Genomic DNA, 19,834 nt, shown 5'->3' on the forward strand with positions numbered 1-19,834 from the left:
ATCTTACAGGAATAATGTCGTTTTCTTCTTCATACCTACATTGAGGACCATTCCTATGGCGATGAATGTAGTCAGTACTGAACTTCCTCCATAAGATACCAGAGGAAGTGTGATACCGGATATCGGCATGATTCCCATGGTCATACCCATATTCTGGAGTATGGAGAACAGGAAGGAAGAGAATACCCCTACTGCTATACATCTACCGAAAATGGTATCGGTCTTTCTTGCGATTCTCAGCATACGATAGAGAAGAATCCCGTATAGAAGTAAAAGTGCAATACCTCCAATCAGACCGAAATTTTCCGCAACTACTGAGAAGATAAAGTCTGTATGATTTTCTGGAACTCGATTAAAGAACTGGGTACTTGCCTGAGCCTGTCCGCTCATATCCGTAATGAACTGGCCAAAATCGAATTTACCGGCAATTTTACCGGATCCGATACTGATCACGCTTCTGCTGAGCTGATAATTAATGCCAAGTTCACTTCCCTCACTGAAAAGAAAACTGGTTAGCCGATCACTCCAGTGAGAAGGGAGAAAATTCGTTTTAAGGACCACAAGTACGGAAAGTCCGATGAATCCGAAACCTGATAGGATGACCTTCATAGAGAGTCCCATAACGTAGTAGATTCCAAGTACAATAAAGAAAGTAATCATGGTGATTCCCATTTCGGGCTGAAGCAGCATGAGCACTACAGGAATCAGCGCGTATATTGTGACCTGAACAAAATTTCTTAAGTTATTGAGATTTCCATCAACTTTCTGAAGCTGCTTGCCCACCATGAGCATGGTAGTCAGTTTAGCAAACTCTGCAGGCTGAAGTCCTCTTGTTCCTATACTGAACCAGCCGGCTGCTCCCTTAACTTTAGTGGTGAAGAGAACAACTACAAGGAGGAGAACTACAATCCAGTAGAGAACATCCACTATCTTATAGACTTTTCGATAATCCATAAGAAGAATGACATAAACGACACCTAAGGATAGAACCAGCCATATGAGCTGAAGCCTCGCATAATAAATGCTTGTCGCAGTATAAATATTGAATACACCGAAAATCAGTATGGCTACAGCACTCAGCAGCATTCCGAAGTCCAGTTCTTTCAGTTCTTTTTTATCTAAGAATAAACCTTTGATCAAATTCATTTAAAACCATCCCATCATCTTATAAGAGCAAAGTAAAAGCTGTATGCATTAATATATTAACCCATACAGCCTTTACTTTCAATTTAACATTTCCTTAGTTTTTAGAGTCTTATTTCTTTTTTCTTATCGGAATATTCGCAACCAGTGCAGGCACCGAACCGAATTCGCTGTCGGTCTGAGTAATCTGCAGATCAAGTTCCTGATCATTGTCAATTTCAACGTATTTTCTCAGAACTTCTAAAATATCATTTTTAATGTTCTCAAGCAGTTCGGGAGAAACATCTCCTCGGTCGTGCATAAGAATGAGTTTTAGTCTGTCTTTTGCTGTGTCCTTTGATCCGTTCTTTTTCTTGAAAAATCCGAAAATATCCATACCGTACCCCCTTTACTTTCTCTTGAATAGTTTGGACAGTTTACTGAAGAAACCTGCTTCCTCTGGTTTCAGATTTAAAAGAGGGATGTCTTCACCGGTTATTCTTCTTGCAATATTGATGAATGCAGTACCTGCAAGTGTTCCTTCAACTGTTACAATCGGTTCACCTTTATTGGTTGAGATCGTGATGTTCCGATCATCAGGCACGATACCTAAAAGCTTGACGGACAGAATTTCAAGAATATCCTCGACATTAAGCATTTCGCCACTTTCAGTCATTTCATGATTCAGTCTGTTGATGATGACTTTATGATCTTCGATTCCCTTAGAATCCAGTTTCCCGATAACTCGGTCGGCATCTCTTACAGAAGTGACTTCAGGGTTTACCACGATGATTGCGCTGTCTGCGGCCGCAATGGAGTTTTCGAAGCCCTGCTCTATACCTGCTGGACAGTCGATAAGGATGTAGTCAAAATCCACCTTAAGATCTTTAATGAGTTCGATCATCTGATCTGTTGTGATATCGTTTTTGTCTCTTGTCTGGGCTGTCGGTAGAAGACATAGATGAGGTAGTCTCTTATCCTTGATTAAAGCCTGTTTCAGCTTGCATCTGCCTTCAAAATAATCAAGCAATGTGTAGACAATTCTGTTTTCAAGGCCCATGAGTACATCCAGGTTTCTAAGTCCTGTGTCTCCGTCGATAACAACAACCTTGTGTCCGAGCTGTGCAAGCGCTGTTCCGATGTTGGCAGTAGTTGTTGTCTTACCTACGCCACCTTTACCGGATGTAATTACAATCGATTCTGGCATTTAAGTCTCTCCTTCTCTTCTTTTCTAATATTCAAATTTTGTCGGGATATATGGCTCTACATAGATATTATTATCCAACAGTCTGGCAACTTCCGGGAAATTGGGATCACTTTGTGCAGGTCTGCCAAATGTCCCTGCGATTGATAAAAGCGATGGTGTCAGTTTAATGGCTGCCACAAATGCTTTTTCATTTCCTGAAGTTCCTGCAAATGCTCTTCCCTTCAGTTGTCCGAGAATGACAATATTGCCTTCGGCAAAAATCTCTGCACCAATGTGGACATCTCCGATAACCACGACATTCCCTTTGAAGTCAACCATCTGGCCGCCTCTCATGGACTTTGTGATAAACTTCGTGTTACCTTCCTCTACTCCCGCGAATACTTTTGGAAGATCCTCTTTACGATTTGATTCCTCAAAATTAACACTGGTTAGTGCGATGGTATCGTACAGAACTTTCTCCAGTACGATTCTTTCATCGTCCTTCAGTCTTATAGGGTAGGTTGTAACATATACTGCATTTCCACTGTAGAAACTTTTCAGTGGTTCCAACTTATTCTTCAGTGCTTCAACCAGTTCTTCGGTTGAGGTGAATTCCAAAAGATTGATGATCAGGTTAAGTCCCTTTCGGTTGCCTTTTACCTGAATCCTATCGATACTACTCATTGAGTTCCTCCATAAATGCTTAAAAATAACATCTAAAATCTATTTTATAGGATTTAGACGAATAATTCCACTAAATAACTGAAAAATGGAAAATATAGAACGATATCACAGGTTTCAAAAAAAAAGAAAACCTGCGAAGCAAGTTTTCAGAATCTCCACTCTTTTTTAACAACAGGAATCCTGCTGTAGGAAACGACGATTTTATAAATAAACATACCGATGATCAGTGTATAAACAGGTGTAACAACCACTGAAATGATATTACCTCTGATGCCGAAAATAAACAGTATGATCAGAATGACAAGGGTTTTCACACCCTGCGCCAAAGTGACAAAAAGTATGGGAATGGTTTTCTTTCCTTCTTTGAGGGTCAGACCGATCTTTGCCAGTCCCAGATAAAGAAAAAGATTCACAAGGGTATTGAGTCCGAATGCATAAGGGAAGAACAGATCCTGGAGCATTCCAGAGATGACTGCAACGAGAATTGCATCATCAAAGTCGGTTCTCATGGCAAAAAGACCAAAGAACGTAAAAAGTATGCTGCCAAAGGAATCATAAACCGATAAAAATGGAAGGATCGTCTGATCGACGAGCAGCAGGAGTATTGCGGTGAGGAAAATAAACACTCTTCTCATCAGTACTCCACATCCTCGATATTCTTAGGTTTGATGACAAACAGCATGCGCGCATCATCAAAGTTTACAGCTGTCTCCACAATTGCGGTTTTCATCAGATTACCCTTATCTTCATTGACTTTAACCACTTTCCCCACATAGAAATCAGGTGGATAGAAACGTCCCAGACCGGAAGTGACGACATTGTCCCCTTCCTTTACGGTTGAATCAATCGGCAGGTAGGATATCTTGGCCATCTGTTTACGACCGCTGCCGATATGTCCTTCGAGAATTCCGCTGTTTTCCTTGTCTTCAACAAGGGTAACATGTATAGAAATATTCTCGCTGGAAAGTGTTTCAACAACTGACCATGTGCTGGCGGTTTCTGTAACCTGTCCGACGATACCTTCCTGGGTCATGACAGCCATGCCTTTTTTCAGCCCGTCTGCTTCACCTTTATCTATAATGTAGGAAGTGATGATTCCACTTCCGGATTTCCCGATGACATTTGTGCCCAGATATTCGTACTGTTCCTGCCTGTTTTTAAACTCAAACATTTCTTTCAGCTTCACATTTTCATCAGCCATCGAATCGAAATTTCTAAGCTTCGCTTCAAGTTCAATATTTTTGATCAGAAGCGATTCATTTTCCTGTTTGACGTCTTCATACCGCAGAAAGAAATCGATGAGACTTTCCATTCTTTTATTTGTGGAATAGATCACTTTCTGTACAGGATTAAGGGCTGCTCCTGCTCCACTTTCCACAAGTGATTTATTGTCCTTATAGACCGTAATTCCAAAAATTACGACCAGAACAGCTGTAAGGAGGATAATCTTCCTGTACAGCTTGTTCTTTAATAGATTCGCCATGAATTAATAACTTCTTGCTATCTTATCAAAATTATCTAATGCTCTTCCTGCGCCAAGTACGACACAGTCTAATGGAGATTCGGCGATTTCAACAGGCATATGGGTCTCATGTGTAATCAGTTCCCCAAGTCCCTTAAGTAGTGCGCCTCCTCCAGCAAGCATTATGCCCTTATCCATAATATCAGCTGATAATTCTGGTGGTGTCTTTTCAAGTGTTGTCTTTATGGCTTCAATGATATCAGAGATCGGTTCATGCAGAGCTTCTCTGATCTGGGTTTCTGAAACAGAAATCACCTTAGGAAGTCCTGTCACAAGGTCTCTACCCTTGACATCCATGTATTCTTCTTCACTGCCTTCAATTTTGAATGCAGATCCGATGGTCATCTTAATTGCTTCTGATGTTCTTTCACCGATCATCAGGTTATATTCTCTCTTGATATAAGCGACGATCGCCTGGTCCATTTCGTCCCCACCTACTCTTAGGGATTTAGCAACAACGATACCACCAAGGGAAACTACAGCAACTTCTGTTGTACCACCACCGATATCTACGATCATTGATCCAGTTGGTTCATCAACCGGCAGTCCTGCACCGATTGCAGCGGCCATTGGCTCTTCCATAAGAATAACGTCTCTTGCTCCAGCCTGTTTTGTAGCCTCAAGTATTGCTCTTCTTTCCACTTCAGTGACTCCTGAAGGGAAACAGACGATAATTCTTGGGGATGTGAATGCGGACTTAGAAGCAGTCTTTTCAATGAACTGTCTAAGCATGGTCTGAGTAACATCAAAATCAGCGATAACTCCATCCTTAAGTGGTCTTACAGCCACGATGTTTCCGGGTGTTCTGCCGATCATTCTCTTTGCCTCTTCACCAACAGCCAGAGGTTTGTTTGTGTGGGTGTTGAAAGCAACAACTGATGGTTCTCTGAGAACAATCCCCTTTCCTTTTACATATACCAGAGTATTTGCTGTTCCCAGGTCAATACCCATATCCTTGCTCATTCCAAATAATCGCATGAATAAATAACTCCTTTCAAAATTACAATAGATTTTTCTCTCTTAAACTGATGTATTTTCCGTCTCCGATGATTACATGGTCTAGAAGTTCTATACCAATAATCTTTCCAACTTCCTTGATTCTTCCCGTTGCAGCAATATCTTCACTGCTAGGGGACGGATCTCCCGAAGGATGATTGTGCACCATTATAATGGATGCGGCACTTTTTCTGATGGCTTCTTTATAGATCTCTCTGGGATGTACAATAGATGAATTCAGGCTACCTACAGATGCATTGTATATACCGATTACTACGTTTTTGGTATTAAGAAGCAGCACCTTAAGAATTTCCTGTTTGAATTCTCTAAGCTCCACCATAATCAGATCTGCGGCATCCCCGGGAGAATTGATTTTGTAGCGGTCTCCACTTCGATAAGTCTGGAAACGCTTGGCCATTTCAGCCATGGACAAAATCTGAGAAGCCTTGGCTTCTTTAATTCCTGAGATTTTCATGAGATCTTCCTGAGAAGCTTCCAGGAGACCGTTGATTCCATTAAAAGCAGTGATGATTCTCTGAGACAGATTCAGTATGTTCTCATTTTTTGTGCCTGTCCTGAGAATTACAGCCAGAAGCTCGCTGTTGGAAAGGCTGTCTGCACCGTAACGCAGAAGTCTCTCCTGTGGTCGTTCATTTTGGGGCATATCCATGATTTTATTTTCCATAAAATCCTCCTAGATTGCCCATTCCATTACATGATGATCTGGTGCTTTTTCAGTATTTTATAAAGTGTATTAAGAGGTAGACCCATTACATTATAATAGTCTCCTTCAATACCTTCGATAAAAAGTCCGGCAGATCCCTGGATGCCATAAGCACCAGCTTTATCCTGCCATTCATTTTTATCCAGATACTGTGTGATTTCCTCATCTGTCATAGGTGAGAACTGAACTGAAGTCCTGATGGAAGCTGTCTCGCAGATGCCGTCACTTTCATGTATAAGTGCCAGACCGGAGTATACTTCATGTGCATTATCCTGCAGTGACTTCATCATTGAAAACGCATCTTCTCGATTTTCAGGTTTACCCAGGATTTTTCCCTTTACGCAGACAACAGTATCTGCACCTAGAATAAAGGAGTTACGTGTCTTATCATTCAGAATGTTTTCCGCCTTTTTCAAAGCCAGTGTCTCCACATAGGATTCAGGATCGCCTTTGTAAGGAACTGAACTCTCATCGAACTGAGAAACCAGGATCTGAAAATCAATACCCAGTCTTTCTAACAGTTCCTGTCTTCGTATTGAACCTGATGCCAATATAAATTCCACCAAAACACCTCCAGACAAGTCAAAATAGAAATTTTTGCTTCTAAAAAATTCCTACTTATTAGTTTACCATCATAGAAATTTTTGTACAAGGTAGCAGATGTGATTTAAACACAATTTAAGTTAATTCAGCTTAGTTTAATATTTGGAATGAATTAAAGCTATGGTACATGTTTATTATCCTTCAATCAGATTTTTCTATACCATCGTATGATCAGTATCATGATTTCTGATGTAAATCTAAAAGGAATCTGCTTTTACGAGCAGATTCCTTTTGATCAGAACTTGTTTTGATCATTCATAAACACTTTTTCTCTCAATACTTTTTCCAGCGCTGAAATAAGTTTCGCCAGATTATAGTTATAGATCATATCTTCTCTGGTTGAGCTTTGCGGAGTAACGAACTCACTCTGCTGAATGTCCCGGGAAAGGAGTTTTGTCAGTTTCTGGTTGTTGTCAATTGTCATTCTTACGCCAGGTTCACTCAGTGAAATCGCTTCAGCATAGATCAGGACTTTTTCGCTGGCTTCAATCATCTGAGCATAATAGTCAAACTCTTCTTTATCGTATTTTCTCAGGATGGGCAGTTCTTTGTTCAGGGAAATGAACTTGTCTTTCAGATCTTCCAGGCTTCCGGAAAGACTGGAAAGACTTTCGTCTATACTGAATATGACGACGTCTCCAATCACCTGCTTTGCAGTATGTCTGAAAGTATTGAAGCTTTCTCTGACTCTTTTCATCTGATCAGGCGGGTAGATCAGCATATTCACAATTGTCGCGATAACGATACCGATTACCGTATCAAGCGTCCTCTGCATAGCATAAACTGCAGGAGCAGAATCTGAGGAACCCATGATGATGATGATGACAAGAGTTATGGCGATTCCAGTCGCTTTCTTGATGTTCAGAAGGTTACAGAAGATGATGGTGATGATGATGCCAAGGGCCATGGCGATCCCACCATATATGGGCAGGTAGGTCATAATCAGACCAATCACACCCCCGACTGCAGTCCCAAGCACACGATTATATCCGATCTTGAAGCTAGAAACAACCGAAGTTTCGATGCAGATTACTGCAGCGTAGATCAGTGCAAAGGAAAGTTCATCATTGATGAGTGAGGATACGAAGTAGGAGATGATTACAACAATGGCTGTCTTGATGGTTCTCATTCCGATGAGCCTGTTCTTCATCAATATTCCCTTTCTACCGTATTTTCCTCGTAACTTACAAAGTCACTGAAGCTACCGACATAGAGTCTTGAGCTTTTGCCAAGTTCGTCTAAAGCCATGATGTTTGTACAGGCTGTAACACCGGAACCGCAATGGAAAATCACATCGTTATATGCTAATGTGTTTTTGAAGTTGTCTTTTAGTGACTCTTCGACAATTTCTCCGTTTTCATCAAAATGGGATCGGAAATTTATGTTCTGTGCATGACGTATATGTCCTTTTTTTCTGTCGATAGGTTCCACCAGACCCTTATATCTTTCCTCACTGCGTGAATCAATGAGAATCTGGTTCTTCAGATGATCTGACTTTGAATATTCAAGAACTTCCTCATAGGAAGCGGTCATGGTTTCATCAGGTTTCAGCTCAATGTCCCCTCTTTCAAATGTCTCTTCTTCGCTGGTGAGATCCTCTTCTTTAAGTTTTCCGAATCCGCCGTTAAGGACATAGACTTCATTTAGCCCATAGTACTTCAGCATCCACCACAGTCTACCAGCTGCTGAATTATCTCCGTCATCATAGATAAGCACTTTTGAATCATTGCGGATTCCGATGGATCTCAGCTTTTCCCGAAGAGTTTCCTGATCGGGTAATGGATGCCTCCCTCCATGTTCCTTTACAGGACCGGCAAGGTCCTGATCCAGATCAAGGAAGGCAGCACCTCTGTAGTGTTCTTTAGCATAGGCTTTCTTTCCGTAATCCGGATCGCTCATATTGTATCGGACATCAATGACTTTAAGATTTTCACTTTTCAGGAGAAAGTCTCTGTCTTTAAAATTCTTCATGTTTCACCTCTATGATTATAGTACACTTTATTTCATGTGCTTTAATACTTCCAGAAGATACTCATATACATTCTTGACTGAAGCCAGATCCATATGTTCATTTGGTGTGTGCACATCAAACAGGTTTGGTCCCAGACTGATCATATCAAGATCAGAAATTCTTCCTGCAAGGATTCCACATTCAAGACCTGCATGAATGGCTTCGATCTTAGGCGTTTTACCATATTTGTCTTCATAAACCTTAATGAATGTGTCCCGAAGTACAGATTCCTTGGCATATTTCCACTCCGGATACGAAGATGTGATCTCCACTTCTGCACCGTAGGTTTCCCCTATGACTTTCACCTTATCAAGCACCATTTCTTTACGTGATCCCACACTGCTTCTTACTGCAAAATCAAAGTGCAGATGATCATCCGATTCATGAAGAACACCCAGATTCAGGGAAGTCTCCACAAGACCTTTAATGTCCTGACTCATACTGATGACTCCGTTAGGAAGCGCAAACAGCATAGATACAGCTTTCTTTGTCGTATCTTCATCATAGCATTTTTCTGGTGTTTCAATTCTGGTGAAAGTGATATTGAAATCATCATCCTGAGTATCGATCTCGCTGCCTAAAGTGGTTTCAATTTCAGCCACTTCCTTTAGAAGACCATCGATATTCCCTCTGAATATGACTACAGCCTCGGCTTCTCTTGGAATCGCATTATTTTTTGATCCGCCATGGAGTGCAGTAATCAGGAAATCGTATTTATGGCTCAGTATCCTTAACGTTCTGCCAAGAAGCACATTGGAATTTCCTCGTTCCTTATTGATGTCTATTCCGGAATGTCCTCCTTTAAGACCTGAGATGTTCAGCATATAAGCAAAACCTTCACAGTGTGTATATTTCAGCGGCAGCCTGACTGTCTGTCTTGCGCCGCCCGCACAGCTTACAAGGAAGGTGCCCTCTTCTTCAGAATCGATATTGATGAGCATTCTGCCGTCAAAGTGACGTCCTTCTACAGCAGCCGCGCCCAGCATACCTGTTTCTTCTTCAACTGTTATAAGCACTTCCAGAGGCGGATGGGGAATATCATCACTGTCGAGCAAAGCCAGAGCATAAGCGACAGCAATTCCATTGTCAGCGCCAAGTGTTGTTCCTGTCGCATAGAGATAGTTGTCTACCACTCTAAGCTTCAGCGGATCATTCTTAAAGTCATGGACGGTGTCGTTGTTCTTTTCATCCACCATATCCATATGCCCCTGAATGATTACAGGTTTGCTGGATTCATATCCTGGTGTACCAGGCTTCTTGATGATGATGTTCATCACTTCGTCCTGAATGACTTCCAGATTTCTTGCCTCGGCAAAATTCTTCAGGTAATCCGAAACTGCCTTCTCATTTCCTGATCCCCTTGGGATTTTTGTCAGTTCCTCAAATAACGAAAGAACTTTTTTTGGTTCATACTGATTTAATACGCTCATTTTAATCTTCCCCCGTAAATTTATCCATCAGATTTTTAAACATGTCACCTATTGTTACAGATTCTTCCTGATCATAGAAGCTCTGATCTTCCTCATGGGCATCTCTTATCGAGAAGCTGACTCTTTTACGTTCATCATCAATAGCCAGAAGCTTTACTTTGAGCTTCTGTCCTTCCTTAAGCACTTCATGAACATCCGTTACATGATCGTTGCTGATTTCACTGATGTGAACCAGTCCGTCGACACCACCATCAACCTGAACAATTGCTCCTGCGTCGATGATTTTCTTCACCGAAGCGTCGTAGACCTGACCGATCTTCATTTCGTGGACTCTTTTCCATGGATCTTCATCTCTGCTCTTCAGGGATAATGAGATTTTCTCATTCTTTCTGTCGATTTTAAGGACATGGACCACTACTTTGTCTCCCACCGATACCACTTCACTTGGATGACTGATTCTTCCATAAGAAAGATCAGAGATATGTGCAAGACCGATGAGACCGCCAAGATCGATGAATGCACCGTAGGAAGTGATGTTTGATACAGTTCCCTCAACAGACTCTCCTTCCTTAAGCTCTTTGAGAAGCCTTGCCTTCTCCTTCTCTCCTCTGATTTTGAGAAGAGCTTTTCTGGAGAAAATCAGTTTATTCTGCTCTTCATCATATTCTTCCACAAGAGCTTCGAGTTTCTTGCCCTCAAAGACTTTCAGATCTTCCACATAGCTGTCGGAAATGAGTGAAGCCGGCATGAATCCGGATAAACCGTTGTAGAAAACACGAAGTCCGCCTTTGACAACTTCTTCAACCTTCACGGTAATGGGTGTCTTTTCTTCAAGTGACTTCTGCACTTCTTCTCTGGACACGATCGCGTCTGCCTTAAGCTTTGAAAGCAGCACATTTCCCTCTCCGTCATCTGATTTCAGTACGATGACTTTGATCTTATCTCCCACTTCATGTGTAGCTGTGATGTCTTCGTGATGGTCATTCGTAAGCTCTTCTCTTGGGACTACTCCATCTGCGAAGTAGTTGATATTCACAATGACTTCATCCTTATTTACTTTTAAAACCGTGCCTTCAAGAATATCCCCATCTTTAACTTTATTCAATGAGAATCCTTCCATAGCTTCTTCCATAGACATATCATTCATGTTCTTCTCGTCCATTCTGATCTTAACCCCTTTCGTACATTGATAGCTTTGTTAACTCCCATATTAACATAAAAAAGCTGAAGTTTCTTCAGCTTTTTAGTGGTTCTTCAGCATCAGCCGATCATTTTATTATCTGAAATCATGTTATAGCAGTAATCTATGATATCACTTCTTTTGATGATACCAATAAATACACCTTCATCGTCTACCACGGGAACAAAATTCTGGGTCCGTGCGAGAATGATGATGTTGTTGATGTCCGCACTTATTGAAACGACTTCATGTTTTTTTCTTCTCTCAATATCCTTAACCTGCACTTTGTTGGTGTTTCTGAAAGAAAGACCGGGAGTGTTTTTGATCTTCCAAAGCAGATCACCTTCGGTCAGCGTACCAACATATTTTCCTTCATTATTGATGATAGGAATTGCAGAATAGCCATGGTGTTCCATTCTCTCCAGAACCTGTCTCATGGTTGAATCAACCATTTCGTAGATCAGCTCCGACTTTGGAGTAAGAAAAAAAGCGATATTCATATGCACAAAACCTCTTTCATTGTTTTCTTTTACACTCATATTATAACATAGAAATAACTCTGTAACCGTATTCATCGTCTTTTTCAGAGAAGATTTACAACGCCTTCACAATATGGAATTGTTTAATTCATGCTAAAATAACTCCAGAATATTCGCTTCATTCAGCAGTATATCGATTTCTCTTTTATGGCAGGTGAAAATGAAGATCTGGTATCTGTCCGACACACTCTTTAAGTATTTCAGGACGCTTTTCAATCTGTTTTCATCGTAACTTGAAAATGCTTCGTCAAGGAACAGTGGTACTTTCCTGCCCTCATACACAAGCTCAGCCATTGCCAGTCTCAGGGAAAGATAAAGCTGTTCCTTGGATCCATGGGACAGAAATGTATCATTCCATAACATCCCGGTTTCCCGGTAGCTCATGGAAAAAAGTTCACTGACCTTGACGGATCTTTCGGTTCCTGTAATCTCATTGTAGATCTGTGTCACTCTGTCATTCAGTTTTCCTGAAAATTCCTTACGTAATTTGTCATAGGAGTCTTTCATGATGCTTCTGGTCAGTTCAAGTACTTCGTATCTTCTTTTTAATCTGGTCTCCTCATCCTGTAGGGTCAGAATGCAGTCTTCAAAGTAAAGTGGCTCCTGATGATTCATCTCATTCAGAGAGAGTCTGACTCGGCTGATCTCCTCAAGAAGTTCCGCTTCCTCATCGCCCAGCTTTCTTTCCTTCTCTTCAAGCGTCTTCAGGTCTAGACCTTCAGAAAGCCCTAAGGAATCAAGTGTATCCAGCTCGCTCTTCACTTCTTCCTCACTTCTGTCCCCGATGAGGCCTTTTATGGCATATTTCAGAGCTTCTTCACGGAGAGTATGTTCCTTCATCCGCATGACTTCAAGTTCGTATTCTTCAAGGAAGTCATAAACGTTATGCTTCGTCTCATCAAAACCCAGTTTTGATATGAGTTTTTTATAGCCTTCCAGAAGCTGATTTTTCTGTTCGGATATCCTCTCTACTTCAGCTTCAAGTCTTCTGATTTCTTTAAAGTGTTCTTCCCTCTTCTCCTTCAGCACACGATAGTCTTCTTCATTTCTGACCAGGTCTTCAATGGATCTGGTGTTTGTAAGGCTGAGGATGTGCTCCTTATGGCTGATGACTTCCTCGTAACGTTTTGTGAGTTTAAGTTTCTCGTCATTTCTGGGCATCCTGTCAATCAGCGTTTTTGCACGAATGACCTCTTCAGGATCCATGCCTAGTTCTCTGGACATGACCTTAATGGTCTCTTCACTTCTGTCTGCCATCTTCAGATGATGGGATACTCTCATTTTTTCTACGGCTCTTCCGACAGGGTAGATTAAAACACCCAGAATGAAAATCACCGCAGATAGAGGAATCTCTTTGAACAGTGAATAATAGACAAGAGATATCAGAACTGTGACGACAGAGAGAATCACAACGATTGTTTTCTTTGACTTCAGACCCAGAAGATGTTTCTCATAGGTGCGAAGAACTGCTCCCATTTCCTCCCTACGCTCGAGAAGATTTCTGTTCATGGTAGAACTCTGGTCGAAATATTTGAGTTTCTCTTCAAGAAGCATCTCTTCACCCTGCATTCTGACCATATTAAGAATGGCATCTCTTCCGATTTCCTCGAATCCTCTATATGCATCCAGACCCAGATCAAGCTCAATCTGTCTACGTTTAAGGACTTCCACATTTTCACGAAGAAGAATAAGATTATCTTCGGCATCTGTAAGTTTTATTTCTTTTTCTCTCGCTGATTTCAGATCTTCATCAGAAGCCGACGGAAATCTCATCCTCTTTTCTTCCTTAAGTGCCTTAAGGTCATCAAGATTTTTCCGTATTCTCAGGAACTCATTCTTCACTTCATACAGATGAATTCTGTCTTTCAGCTGATGGATATCCTGTTTTCTGGATTTCATCACTCGATGACTCTCTTCAAGAGCTGCCAGTTTTCCTGTAAGGTCCTGTGATTTCTTCTCCATATGCCTGGCTTGATCAAGTTTAGCGTATAGTTCTGAGAGTTCGAGGTAAATATCATCAAGTCTGCCGTTTTTTCTGATTCCTTTAATGAGTTTCATTTCCTTGTCGATTCTGTCCATGGCTTTAGTGAATGAAATCTCTTCATCTCCGGTCTCCAGAATGTTTGTGAGTTTAGTGGAAAGTCCTTCATCCTTTTCATTCAGAAATTTGGTTGCATTCTGATTGATGTAGAGTGTCTTGATGAACTCCTCCAGTTCCACATCAAACAGAGTTTTCCCCAGATTTTCCGACATATTCACCTGGTCGAAGGTGTCTTTTTCATAAGCTCTGAAAAAATCGTCTTTCTTCTTCCCGGAAATTTTCCGCTCGATGGTAATCTCTTTATCCTCAAATTCTATGTTCATATTACCAAAAGCGTAGTCTTCCCCATATGGGATATACTGTTTTCTGACATCCACATTGTTCTTTCGGGATGCCCTTGAGCCATAGAATATCGAAAGCATGAAATTTTCAAGTGTGCTCTTTCCTGCTTCATTATTCCCGTATATGATGTTGATTCCTTCATCAAATCGGAAACTCTGGTTTTTCAGTTTACCGAACCGATCTATGTAAATATCTTTAATGTGCATCAGAAATCCTCCTGACTGAGAATACGCAGCCCCAGATTTGCAGCTTCTTCAAGTAGAGCGGTATCCAGACTGGATAGTTCTCTTTTTTCTTCAATGGTTTTCATGAACAGACCTTTCAGAGAATTGTCCCCAAATTTTTCAAATCTGTCTTTGACCATAGTATTATCCGAAAGAGAAAAATCAGAAAGCTTAAATTCCAGTTCTTTTTCGATATCCTGGATATTGATGCTCACATATGATGGTACTTCTCCAGTGAGGGTGATTTTGTAGATATCATTTCTCTGATCAATCTGACTGAGAATCTTCAATGTAATTTCAGCTGTCGTCAGTACATCAGAAACATCCACTGGCAACTGCCTGTAGCTTCGTCTGTTCATTTTCCGAAATGAGAGATTAGTTCCGTCCTTATAGATTGTGCCTTCTATGATGCCCTTATCACCCAGTTCATCAAAACCTCTGCCCTCAGGAATTCCGGCATAGGCATAGCTTGTCTGACCGGCTTTCTGGATTCCGCTGAAGTCATGTCTGTGGCCCAGGGCGATATAGCTGAATCCGCTTCTCTCGATACTCTCACGGGTGATGGGATTATAGACATTGGTTCCCGTGGTGACTTCACCATGCATGACAAGAATCTTGATTTCAGCTTCATGCAAGGACATCTTCCCTTCAAGCTGATTCTTCTCTTCATAGAGATCTGTGAATCCCTGACCGCAGACGAGACAGTCAAGTTCAGGGATGTAGATTTCTTCATATTCTCTGAATACATGCGTATTTTCCGGGAATCTATGATAGGCATAAGGGCTTTCTGCTGTATAAGGATCATGATTGCCTGGTGAGATGAATATTCTCCCGGGAAATCTGTCCATTTCCTTATGAAGAAACTCCAGGGTAATCTGGGTCACTCTTTTTGAGTCAAAAATATCTCCTGTCAGAAGAAGAAGATCCGCTGAGATCCTGATAGAGCGATCTATGATTCCTGAAAAAGCCTGCAGGAGTTCTTCACGTCTCTTCTTTCTGAACTCCATATGATGAAGCGCCAGTGGTGAGTCCAGATGGAAATCTCCGCTCTGGACAATTTTTACAGATTTCAATGTCTTCCCTCCTCAGAACTTAAGTTCTTTTTTTAAATTGTAACATATTTCACTCTCAGTTAAAACGGGACAGACACTTGTATTTATCTGATTTCACATAACAGTACCCTTAAAAGAAGAATTTTTGATATAATTTACATGATATATGAGAATACCAGTAAAGGAGCAATTCATGGTAAATAATATTGCCCATAGAGGATTCAGTAAATTCTATCCGGAAAATACGATGATCGCTTTCCAGATGGCGGTTGAGGCGGGATGTGACGCCATCGAACTGGATCTTCAGGTTACTAAAGATGGTGAACTTGTTATTTTTCACGATGATACCCTTGAACGAACGACCACAGGAGTGGGCCTGATCAGCGAGTTTACGAAGAAAGAGCTGATGAATCTTAGTGCCAGCAAACTGTTCTACGGGAAGCTCGATGATCAGAAAATCCCTTCACTGGAAGAATATTTACACTATATTCGGGGTAAGAACATCATTTCTGTTATTGAACTGAAGAAAAAAATCAATGCAGACGCTAAAATGGAAGAGAAAGTGATTGAGATGATCAGATCATTCGGGCTCGGTGATAAAGTGATTCTGTCGTCATTCAGCCAGGAAAGCATACTGAGATCACGCATTCTGGCACCTGAAATCAGCACGGCCCTGATTACCGATTACTGGCTTTACAGAGGGGGCAGCGTGGCTAAATCGCTGGGTGCTTCCTATATCCATCCGAGACATCTCTTTCTCCTTCCCTTTGTGCTTTCAGAAATGAAAAAGGAAGGTATACTTGTTCAGCCGTGGACAGTGGACACTGAAAATAGGATGAGATGGCTGATCAGAGCAGGAGTCAACGGGATTATCACGAATGATCCCAAACTTCTCCATGAGGTCATTCAGTCAATGTAGCAATATCATCAGAAAAGAGGTGCGCATAATTTCTTTATGTCGCACCTCTTTTCTATGGTTTTTATAAGAATGATTATTTTTCGGATTTTGTGGGTTTACTGTCCTTTTGCGCATCTGAAGGCTTCTTTTCCTTCGCAGTTCCCGTCTGCTTCTTTGCAGGAGAGCTCTTTGCTCCTGACGGTTTTCGTGGTGTCGGCGCTTTTTTTGTGGTCTGTTCTTTATCTGATGTTTCTTCTGTCTTCGAATCCTCCCGCTTTGCGGAATCGGTTTTTTTCTCTACTTTCGTTTCAGAAGCTTTTACCTCCATCTTCGAAGGCTTTTCTTCCTTTTCAGGCTTTTTCACTTCATATGTGGAACTTGGTTCACCATACTGAGTGAATTTTATGTTCAGATTAAGATCATTTAAGCTGAATTTTTCAGAAGGAATATCCAGAATGATATCATTATTGATGGAAGTCATGGATATATCATCTGATCCCAGAACCCTCTCCTCTTCATTTATACCGTCATCATCTGTATCTTCGATTTCCTCCACTTCGTAATGAAGTGTCTGTTCGCTGCTTTCATAGGAACTGCTTTTTTCGGAATGTGATCCAAGTCTCAGTTTGATGTTCAGGTCACTGAGATTATACTTTTCCACAGGTATTTCCAGCAGAAGTTCTTCTACTTCTCTTCTTTCTCCAAGTTCTTTAGGGTCGATATCCTGCATCTTTGCCTTTGTTTTCTTGCTGTAGTCTTTATCCGTCAGGCTCAGGATCTTCTTAGCCTGATTGACGAACTCTTCGACCGTATCAAACTCATAGAGTTTCTTCCTGTATTTGAAAGACGGTTTGTCTTCTCCCCACGACCTTTCCTTGCTGCGAATCGTCAGTTCAGGGAGCTCCTCTGATAGTCGTTTTACAATTTTGTCATGTTCTCTGTAGCTTGAATTCAGTTTGATTTTCATCTCTTTACCCTCCATTTCTTAGTGACCTTCACGCTGAAGCTTTGCAAGTCTCTTCTTGTACTTTTCAAATTTTTTCTGAGTACGCAGAATCAGTTCTTCCTGACAGTTGAACGGTTCATCTTTTGCCTGGATTTTCTTATAAGTTCCATCCGCTTTTAAAACTCTTGCTTTCATATTGTCTTTCAGGTTGTATTCCAGTATGGTTTTAAGTTTATGTTTGGCCGCACTGTCCTCTATAGGGATAAGGAGTTCAATACGTTTGTTCAGATTTCTTTCCATCCAGTCGGCACTGCCGATGAATAACTCTTCGCTTCCATTGTTATGGAAATAGAATATCCTTGAATGTTCAAGAAAACGTCCCACGATGGAGGTAACGGTTATATGATCACTCAGTCCTTTAACACCAGGTCTCAGGCAGCATATCCCTCTTATGATCAGCTGTATCTCAACTCCGTCTCTGGATGCCGCGTAGAGTTTTTCTATGATATCTTTATCCACCAATGAGTTCATCTTCGCTATGATCAAGGCTTTTTTACCGTCTTTTGCATATTTCCGTTCGTTTTCGATGAGCTCCGTAAACTTGTCACGCATATCCTCAGGTGCAAGTGTGGCCAGTCTCATCTTTTCATATTTATAATGACCTGACAGCCGATTGAAAATATCCGAAATATCCTTGGCCAGTTCGCCGTTGCAGCTGACGAGGGAGACGTCCGTATACAATTTTGCGGTGATATCGTTATAATTTCCGGTTCCCACATGGAAATACCGTTTAATTTCATTACTCTCTCTTCGGATGATCAGAAGAGCCTTGCAGTGGGTCTTCAATCCCGTCACACCGTAAATGACATGACATCCCGCTTTTTCCAGTCTGAGTGCCCAGTTGATGTTGTTCTCCTCATCAAACCTTGCTTTGAGCTCTACAAGCACCGTAACCTGCTTTCCGTTCTCAGCTGCCTCAGCCAGAGTCTTTACAATAGGTGAATTCCCTGATACTCTGTACAGCGTCTGTTTTATGGCAAGAACATCCGGATCGACTGAAGCCTGTTTAATGAGTTTGATGATGGTGGAGAAACTGTCATAGGGATGATGAAGAAGAACATCTTTACGTGCTATGGACTGAAAGAGATCTTCATGAACAAGCAGTTCAGGAACCGGAAGAGGTATGATTTCTTTAAACTTAAGAGAATCATCTGCTGGCAGCCTGCTCACTTTATGAAGGAAACTGAGATCCAGCGGACCGCTGATTTTGAAGACATTGTCTTCTGTAATTTCAAACTCATCCATCAGGTATTCAAGCAGCTCATAGGAGATATTATCTTCCACTTCGAGTTTTATGATATTTCCCCATTTTCTGAGTTTAATGGTTTCTTTGATGACTTCAAGCAGATCATCCGCTTCCTCCTCATTGTACTCAAGATCAGCATTTCGGCTGATTCTGTAGCAGGAAAACCCAAGGACGTCGAAAGCGTTGAAGAGATCCCTGATCTGAAGCTTTATGATTTCCTCCAGCATGATGAACTGTCTGACGTCCTTACCACTGCTCGGAAGATAATAGTATCTGTCCAGTACATTCGGAACCTGTATTGTACCGATATGATGTTTCTCCAGTGACTTCTTGTCTTCAAGAAGAGCTGCAATGTTCAAAGTCTCTGATGTGATCAGAGGGAAAGGTCTTGAAGAATCCACGACCATCGGTGTCAGAACCGGGTAGATACTGTCCTGATAAAGATTCCTGATGAATTCAAGCTGCTCTTCATTAAGCTGATCGTATCTGATAAATTCAATGCCGATCTGCCTGAGTTCTTTCTTGATGTCCCCGTTGATGAAATCATAAAGATCATTCAGAAGGATTCTTGTCCTTTTATTGATTGCCAGTGTCTGTTCCTTAGGGGTCATACCCGACGAATCCCTTTTATAGATTTTAGCGTGTATCTGGTCTGATAACGTTCCATAGCGGATCATAAAAAATTCATCAAGGTTTGATATGACGATTGCCGCAAACTTCAGGCGCTCAAGAAGAGGATTGTTCTTATCCATCGCTTCTTCCAGCACACGATGGTTGAACTCAAGGAAACTGAGTTCTCTATTGATAAAATCCTTAGGACTTGATAAATACTGATCCATACACACATTCCTTTCTTAGGTTATATAAGACCATTATAACTTATTATGTATTCAAAATTATATAAAAATTGAGACTTAATTGTAACAAATGCTACCTTCTGTTCATACGGGATGCTCTTGGTTGAAAAGTCCCAATGCTAGTGTAAAATTATTGTAGGAAAAATAAAAGAGAATAGAACCCCGTATGAT

General features: G+C 41.2%; 19 protein-coding genes. 1 reads left to right on the forward strand and 18 read right to left on the reverse strand.

The genetic code is table 11. The features are described from left to right. Nucleotides 1-3: 3 nt before the first annotated feature. The 16 genes from RTX25_RS12115 to RTX25_RS12190 form a co-directional block, all read right to left on the reverse strand. The gene (locus RTX25_RS12115) at nucleotides 4-1,146 is read right to left on the reverse strand and encodes an FtsW/RodA/SpoVE family cell cycle protein (RefSeq protein WP_312654036.1); all 1,143 of its coding nucleotides are present in this window, start codon (nucleotides 1,144-1,146) and stop codon (nucleotides 4-6) included. Nucleotides 1,147-1,255: 109 nt separating this feature from the next. Then, nucleotides 1,256-1,519 (reverse strand): cell division topological specificity factor MinE, encoded by a 264-nt coding sequence (gene minE, locus RTX25_RS12120; RefSeq protein ID WP_312654038.1) that lies wholly within the window; start codon nucleotides 1,517-1,519, stop codon nucleotides 1,256-1,258. Between the two features lie 12 nt (nucleotides 1,520-1,531). After that, on the reverse strand, nucleotides 1,532-2,329 hold the full coding sequence (gene minD / locus RTX25_RS12125; RefSeq protein WP_312654040.1) for a septum site-determining protein MinD: 798 nt from the start codon (nucleotides 2,327-2,329) through the stop codon (nucleotides 1,532-1,534). Between the two features lie 24 nt (nucleotides 2,330-2,353). Beyond that, nucleotides 2,354-2,992 (reverse strand): septum site-determining protein MinC, encoded by a 639-nt coding sequence (gene minC / locus RTX25_RS12130; protein WP_312654042.1) that lies wholly within the window; start codon nucleotides 2,990-2,992, stop codon nucleotides 2,354-2,356. Between the two features lie 146 nt (nucleotides 2,993-3,138). Then, on the reverse strand, nucleotides 3,139-3,627 hold the full coding sequence (locus RTX25_RS12135) for a hypothetical protein (protein ID WP_312654044.1): 489 nt from the start codon (nucleotides 3,625-3,627) through the stop codon (nucleotides 3,139-3,141). After that, on the reverse strand, nucleotides 3,627-4,475 hold the full coding sequence (gene mreC, locus RTX25_RS12140; protein WP_312654046.1) for a rod shape-determining protein MreC: 849 nt from the start codon (nucleotides 4,473-4,475) through the stop codon (nucleotides 3,627-3,629). The genes RTX25_RS12135 and mreC overlap by 1 nt, the downstream gene beginning before the upstream one ends. Nucleotides 4,476-4,478: 3 nt before the next feature. Continuing rightward, a complete protein-coding gene (locus RTX25_RS12145; RefSeq protein WP_312654048.1) occupies nucleotides 4,479-5,492 on the reverse strand; it encodes a rod shape-determining protein in 1,014 nt (337 codons plus the stop codon). A gap of 22 nt (nucleotides 5,493-5,514) precedes the next feature. Then, entirely contained in the window at nucleotides 5,515-6,195 is a 681-nt protein-coding gene (gene radC / locus RTX25_RS12150; RefSeq protein WP_312654050.1) for a DNA repair protein RadC, read from the reverse strand. A 26-nt stretch (nucleotides 6,196-6,221) separates the two neighbouring features. Further along, the gene (locus tag RTX25_RS12155) at nucleotides 6,222-6,797 is read right to left on the reverse strand and encodes a Maf family protein (RefSeq protein ID WP_312654052.1); all 576 of its coding nucleotides are present in this window, start codon (nucleotides 6,795-6,797) and stop codon (nucleotides 6,222-6,224) included. A 275-nt stretch (nucleotides 6,798-7,072) separates the two neighbouring features. Next, nucleotides 7,073-7,987 (reverse strand): aromatic acid exporter family protein, encoded by a 915-nt coding sequence (locus RTX25_RS12160; RefSeq protein ID WP_312654054.1) that lies wholly within the window; start codon nucleotides 7,985-7,987, stop codon nucleotides 7,073-7,075. Continuing rightward, nucleotides 7,987-8,808, reverse strand: a complete 822-nt coding sequence (locus RTX25_RS12165) for a sulfurtransferase (RefSeq protein WP_312654058.1) — start codon at nucleotides 8,806-8,808, stop codon at nucleotides 7,987-7,989. The genes RTX25_RS12160 and RTX25_RS12165 overlap by 1 nt, the downstream gene beginning before the upstream one ends. A 27-nt stretch (nucleotides 8,809-8,835) precedes the next feature. After that, complete coding sequence (locus RTX25_RS12170) at nucleotides 8,836-10,278, reverse strand: aminoacyl-histidine dipeptidase (RefSeq protein WP_312654060.1); 1,443 nt, start codon at nucleotides 10,276-10,278, stop codon at nucleotides 8,836-8,838. A gap of 1 nt (nucleotide 10,279) precedes the next feature. After that, nucleotides 10,280-11,440: a 30S ribosomal protein S1 gene (gene rpsA, locus RTX25_RS12175; RefSeq protein WP_312654062.1), complete on the reverse strand. Its 1,161-nt coding sequence runs from the start codon at nucleotides 11,438-11,440 to the stop codon at nucleotides 10,280-10,282. Between the two features lie 98 nt (nucleotides 11,441-11,538). Then, on the reverse strand, nucleotides 11,539-11,958 hold the full coding sequence (locus tag RTX25_RS12180) for a CBS domain-containing protein (RefSeq protein WP_312654064.1): 420 nt from the start codon (nucleotides 11,956-11,958) through the stop codon (nucleotides 11,539-11,541). Between the two features lie 132 nt (nucleotides 11,959-12,090). Then, nucleotides 12,091-14,586: an AAA family ATPase gene (locus RTX25_RS12185; RefSeq protein WP_312654066.1), complete on the reverse strand. Its 2,496-nt coding sequence runs from the start codon at nucleotides 14,584-14,586 to the stop codon at nucleotides 12,091-12,093. Continuing rightward, nucleotides 14,586-15,677 (reverse strand): metallophosphoesterase, encoded by a 1,092-nt coding sequence (locus RTX25_RS12190; RefSeq protein ID WP_312654068.1) that lies wholly within the window; start codon nucleotides 15,675-15,677, stop codon nucleotides 14,586-14,588. The genes RTX25_RS12185 and RTX25_RS12190 overlap by 1 nt, the downstream gene beginning before the upstream one ends. A 172-nt stretch (nucleotides 15,678-15,849) precedes the next feature. Between RTX25_RS12190 and RTX25_RS12195 the strand changes: the two genes are divergently transcribed. Continuing rightward, entirely contained in the window at nucleotides 15,850-16,575 is a 726-nt protein-coding gene (locus RTX25_RS12195) for a glycerophosphodiester phosphodiesterase family protein (protein ID WP_312654071.1), read from the forward strand. A gap of 73 nt (nucleotides 16,576-16,648) precedes the next feature. Here the strand turns inward: RTX25_RS12195 and RTX25_RS12200 are convergent, their stop codons facing one another. Both RTX25_RS12200 and ppk1 read right to left on the reverse strand, forming a co-directional pair. Continuing rightward, nucleotides 16,649-17,521, reverse strand: a complete 873-nt coding sequence (locus RTX25_RS12200; RefSeq protein ID WP_312654073.1) for a hypothetical protein — start codon at nucleotides 17,519-17,521, stop codon at nucleotides 16,649-16,651. 18 nt (nucleotides 17,522-17,539) lie between these two features. Then, nucleotides 17,540-19,645 carry a polyphosphate kinase 1 gene (gene ppk1 / locus RTX25_RS12205; RefSeq protein WP_312654075.1) on the reverse strand — a complete coding sequence of 702 codons (2,106 nt, stop codon included), beginning with the start codon at nucleotides 19,643-19,645 and terminating at the stop codon, nucleotides 17,540-17,542. Nucleotides 19,646-19,834: the final 189 nt, after the last annotated feature.

Source organism: Proteiniclasticum sp. (assembly GCF_032054185.1).
Lineage (GTDB): Bacteria > Bacillota > Clostridia > Clostridiales > Clostridiaceae > Proteiniclasticum.

What these genes read in the sequence shown, in the direction of transcription:
- RTX25_RS12115 (WP_312654036.1), bottom strand. Translation starts at nt 1,146, where the DNA reads ATGAATTTGATCAAAGGTTTATTCTTAGATAAAAAAGAACTGAAAGAA.
- minE (WP_312654038.1), bottom strand. Translation starts at nt 1,519, where the DNA reads ATGGATATTTTCGGATTTTTCAAGAAAAAGAACGGATCAAAGGACACA.
- minD (WP_312654040.1), bottom strand. Translation starts at nt 2,329, where the DNA reads ATGCCAGAATCGATTGTAATTACATCCGGTAAAGGTGGCGTAGGTAAG.
- minC (WP_312654042.1), bottom strand. Translation starts at nt 2,992, where the DNA reads ATGAGTAGTATCGATAGGATTCAGGTAAAAGGCAACCGAAAGGGACTT.
- RTX25_RS12135 (WP_312654044.1), bottom strand. Translation starts at nt 3,627, where the DNA reads ATGAGAAGAGTGTTTATTTTCCTCACCGCAATACTCCTGCTGCTCGTC.
- mreC (WP_312654046.1), bottom strand. Translation starts at nt 4,475, where the DNA reads ATGGCGAATCTATTAAAGAACAAGCTGTACAGGAAGATTATCCTCCTT.
- RTX25_RS12145 (WP_312654048.1), bottom strand. Translation starts at nt 5,492, where the DNA reads ATGCGATTATTTGGAATGAGCAAGGATATGGGTATTGACCTGGGAACA.
- radC (WP_312654050.1), bottom strand. Translation starts at nt 6,195, where the DNA reads ATGGAAAATAAAATCATGGATATGCCCCAAAATGAACGACCACAGGAG.
- RTX25_RS12160 (WP_312654054.1), bottom strand. Translation starts at nt 7,987, where the DNA reads ATGAAGAACAGGCTCATCGGAATGAGAACCATCAAGACAGCCATTGTT.
- RTX25_RS12165 (WP_312654058.1), bottom strand. Translation starts at nt 8,808, where the DNA reads ATGAAGAATTTTAAAGACAGAGACTTTCTCCTGAAAAGTGAAAATCTT.
- RTX25_RS12170 (WP_312654060.1), bottom strand. Translation starts at nt 10,278, where the DNA reads ATGAGCGTATTAAATCAGTATGAACCAAAAAAAGTTCTTTCGTTATTT.
- rpsA (WP_312654062.1), bottom strand. Translation starts at nt 11,440, where the DNA reads ATGGACGAGAAGAACATGAATGATATGTCTATGGAAGAAGCTATGGAA.
- RTX25_RS12180 (WP_312654064.1), bottom strand. Translation starts at nt 11,958, where the DNA reads ATGAATATCGCTTTTTTTCTTACTCCAAAGTCGGAGCTGATCTACGAA.
- RTX25_RS12185 (WP_312654066.1), bottom strand. Translation starts at nt 14,586, where the DNA reads ATGCACATTAAAGATATTTACATAGATCGGTTCGGTAAACTGAAAAAC.
- RTX25_RS12195 (WP_312654071.1), top strand. Translation starts at nt 15,850, where the DNA reads ATGGTAAATAATATTGCCCATAGAGGATTCAGTAAATTCTATCCGGAA.
- RTX25_RS12200 (WP_312654073.1), bottom strand. Translation starts at nt 17,521, where the DNA reads ATGAAAATCAAACTGAATTCAAGCTACAGAGAACATGACAAAATTGTA.
- ppk1 (WP_312654075.1), bottom strand. Translation starts at nt 19,645, where the DNA reads ATGGATCAGTATTTATCAAGTCCTAAGGATTTTATCAATAGAGAACTC.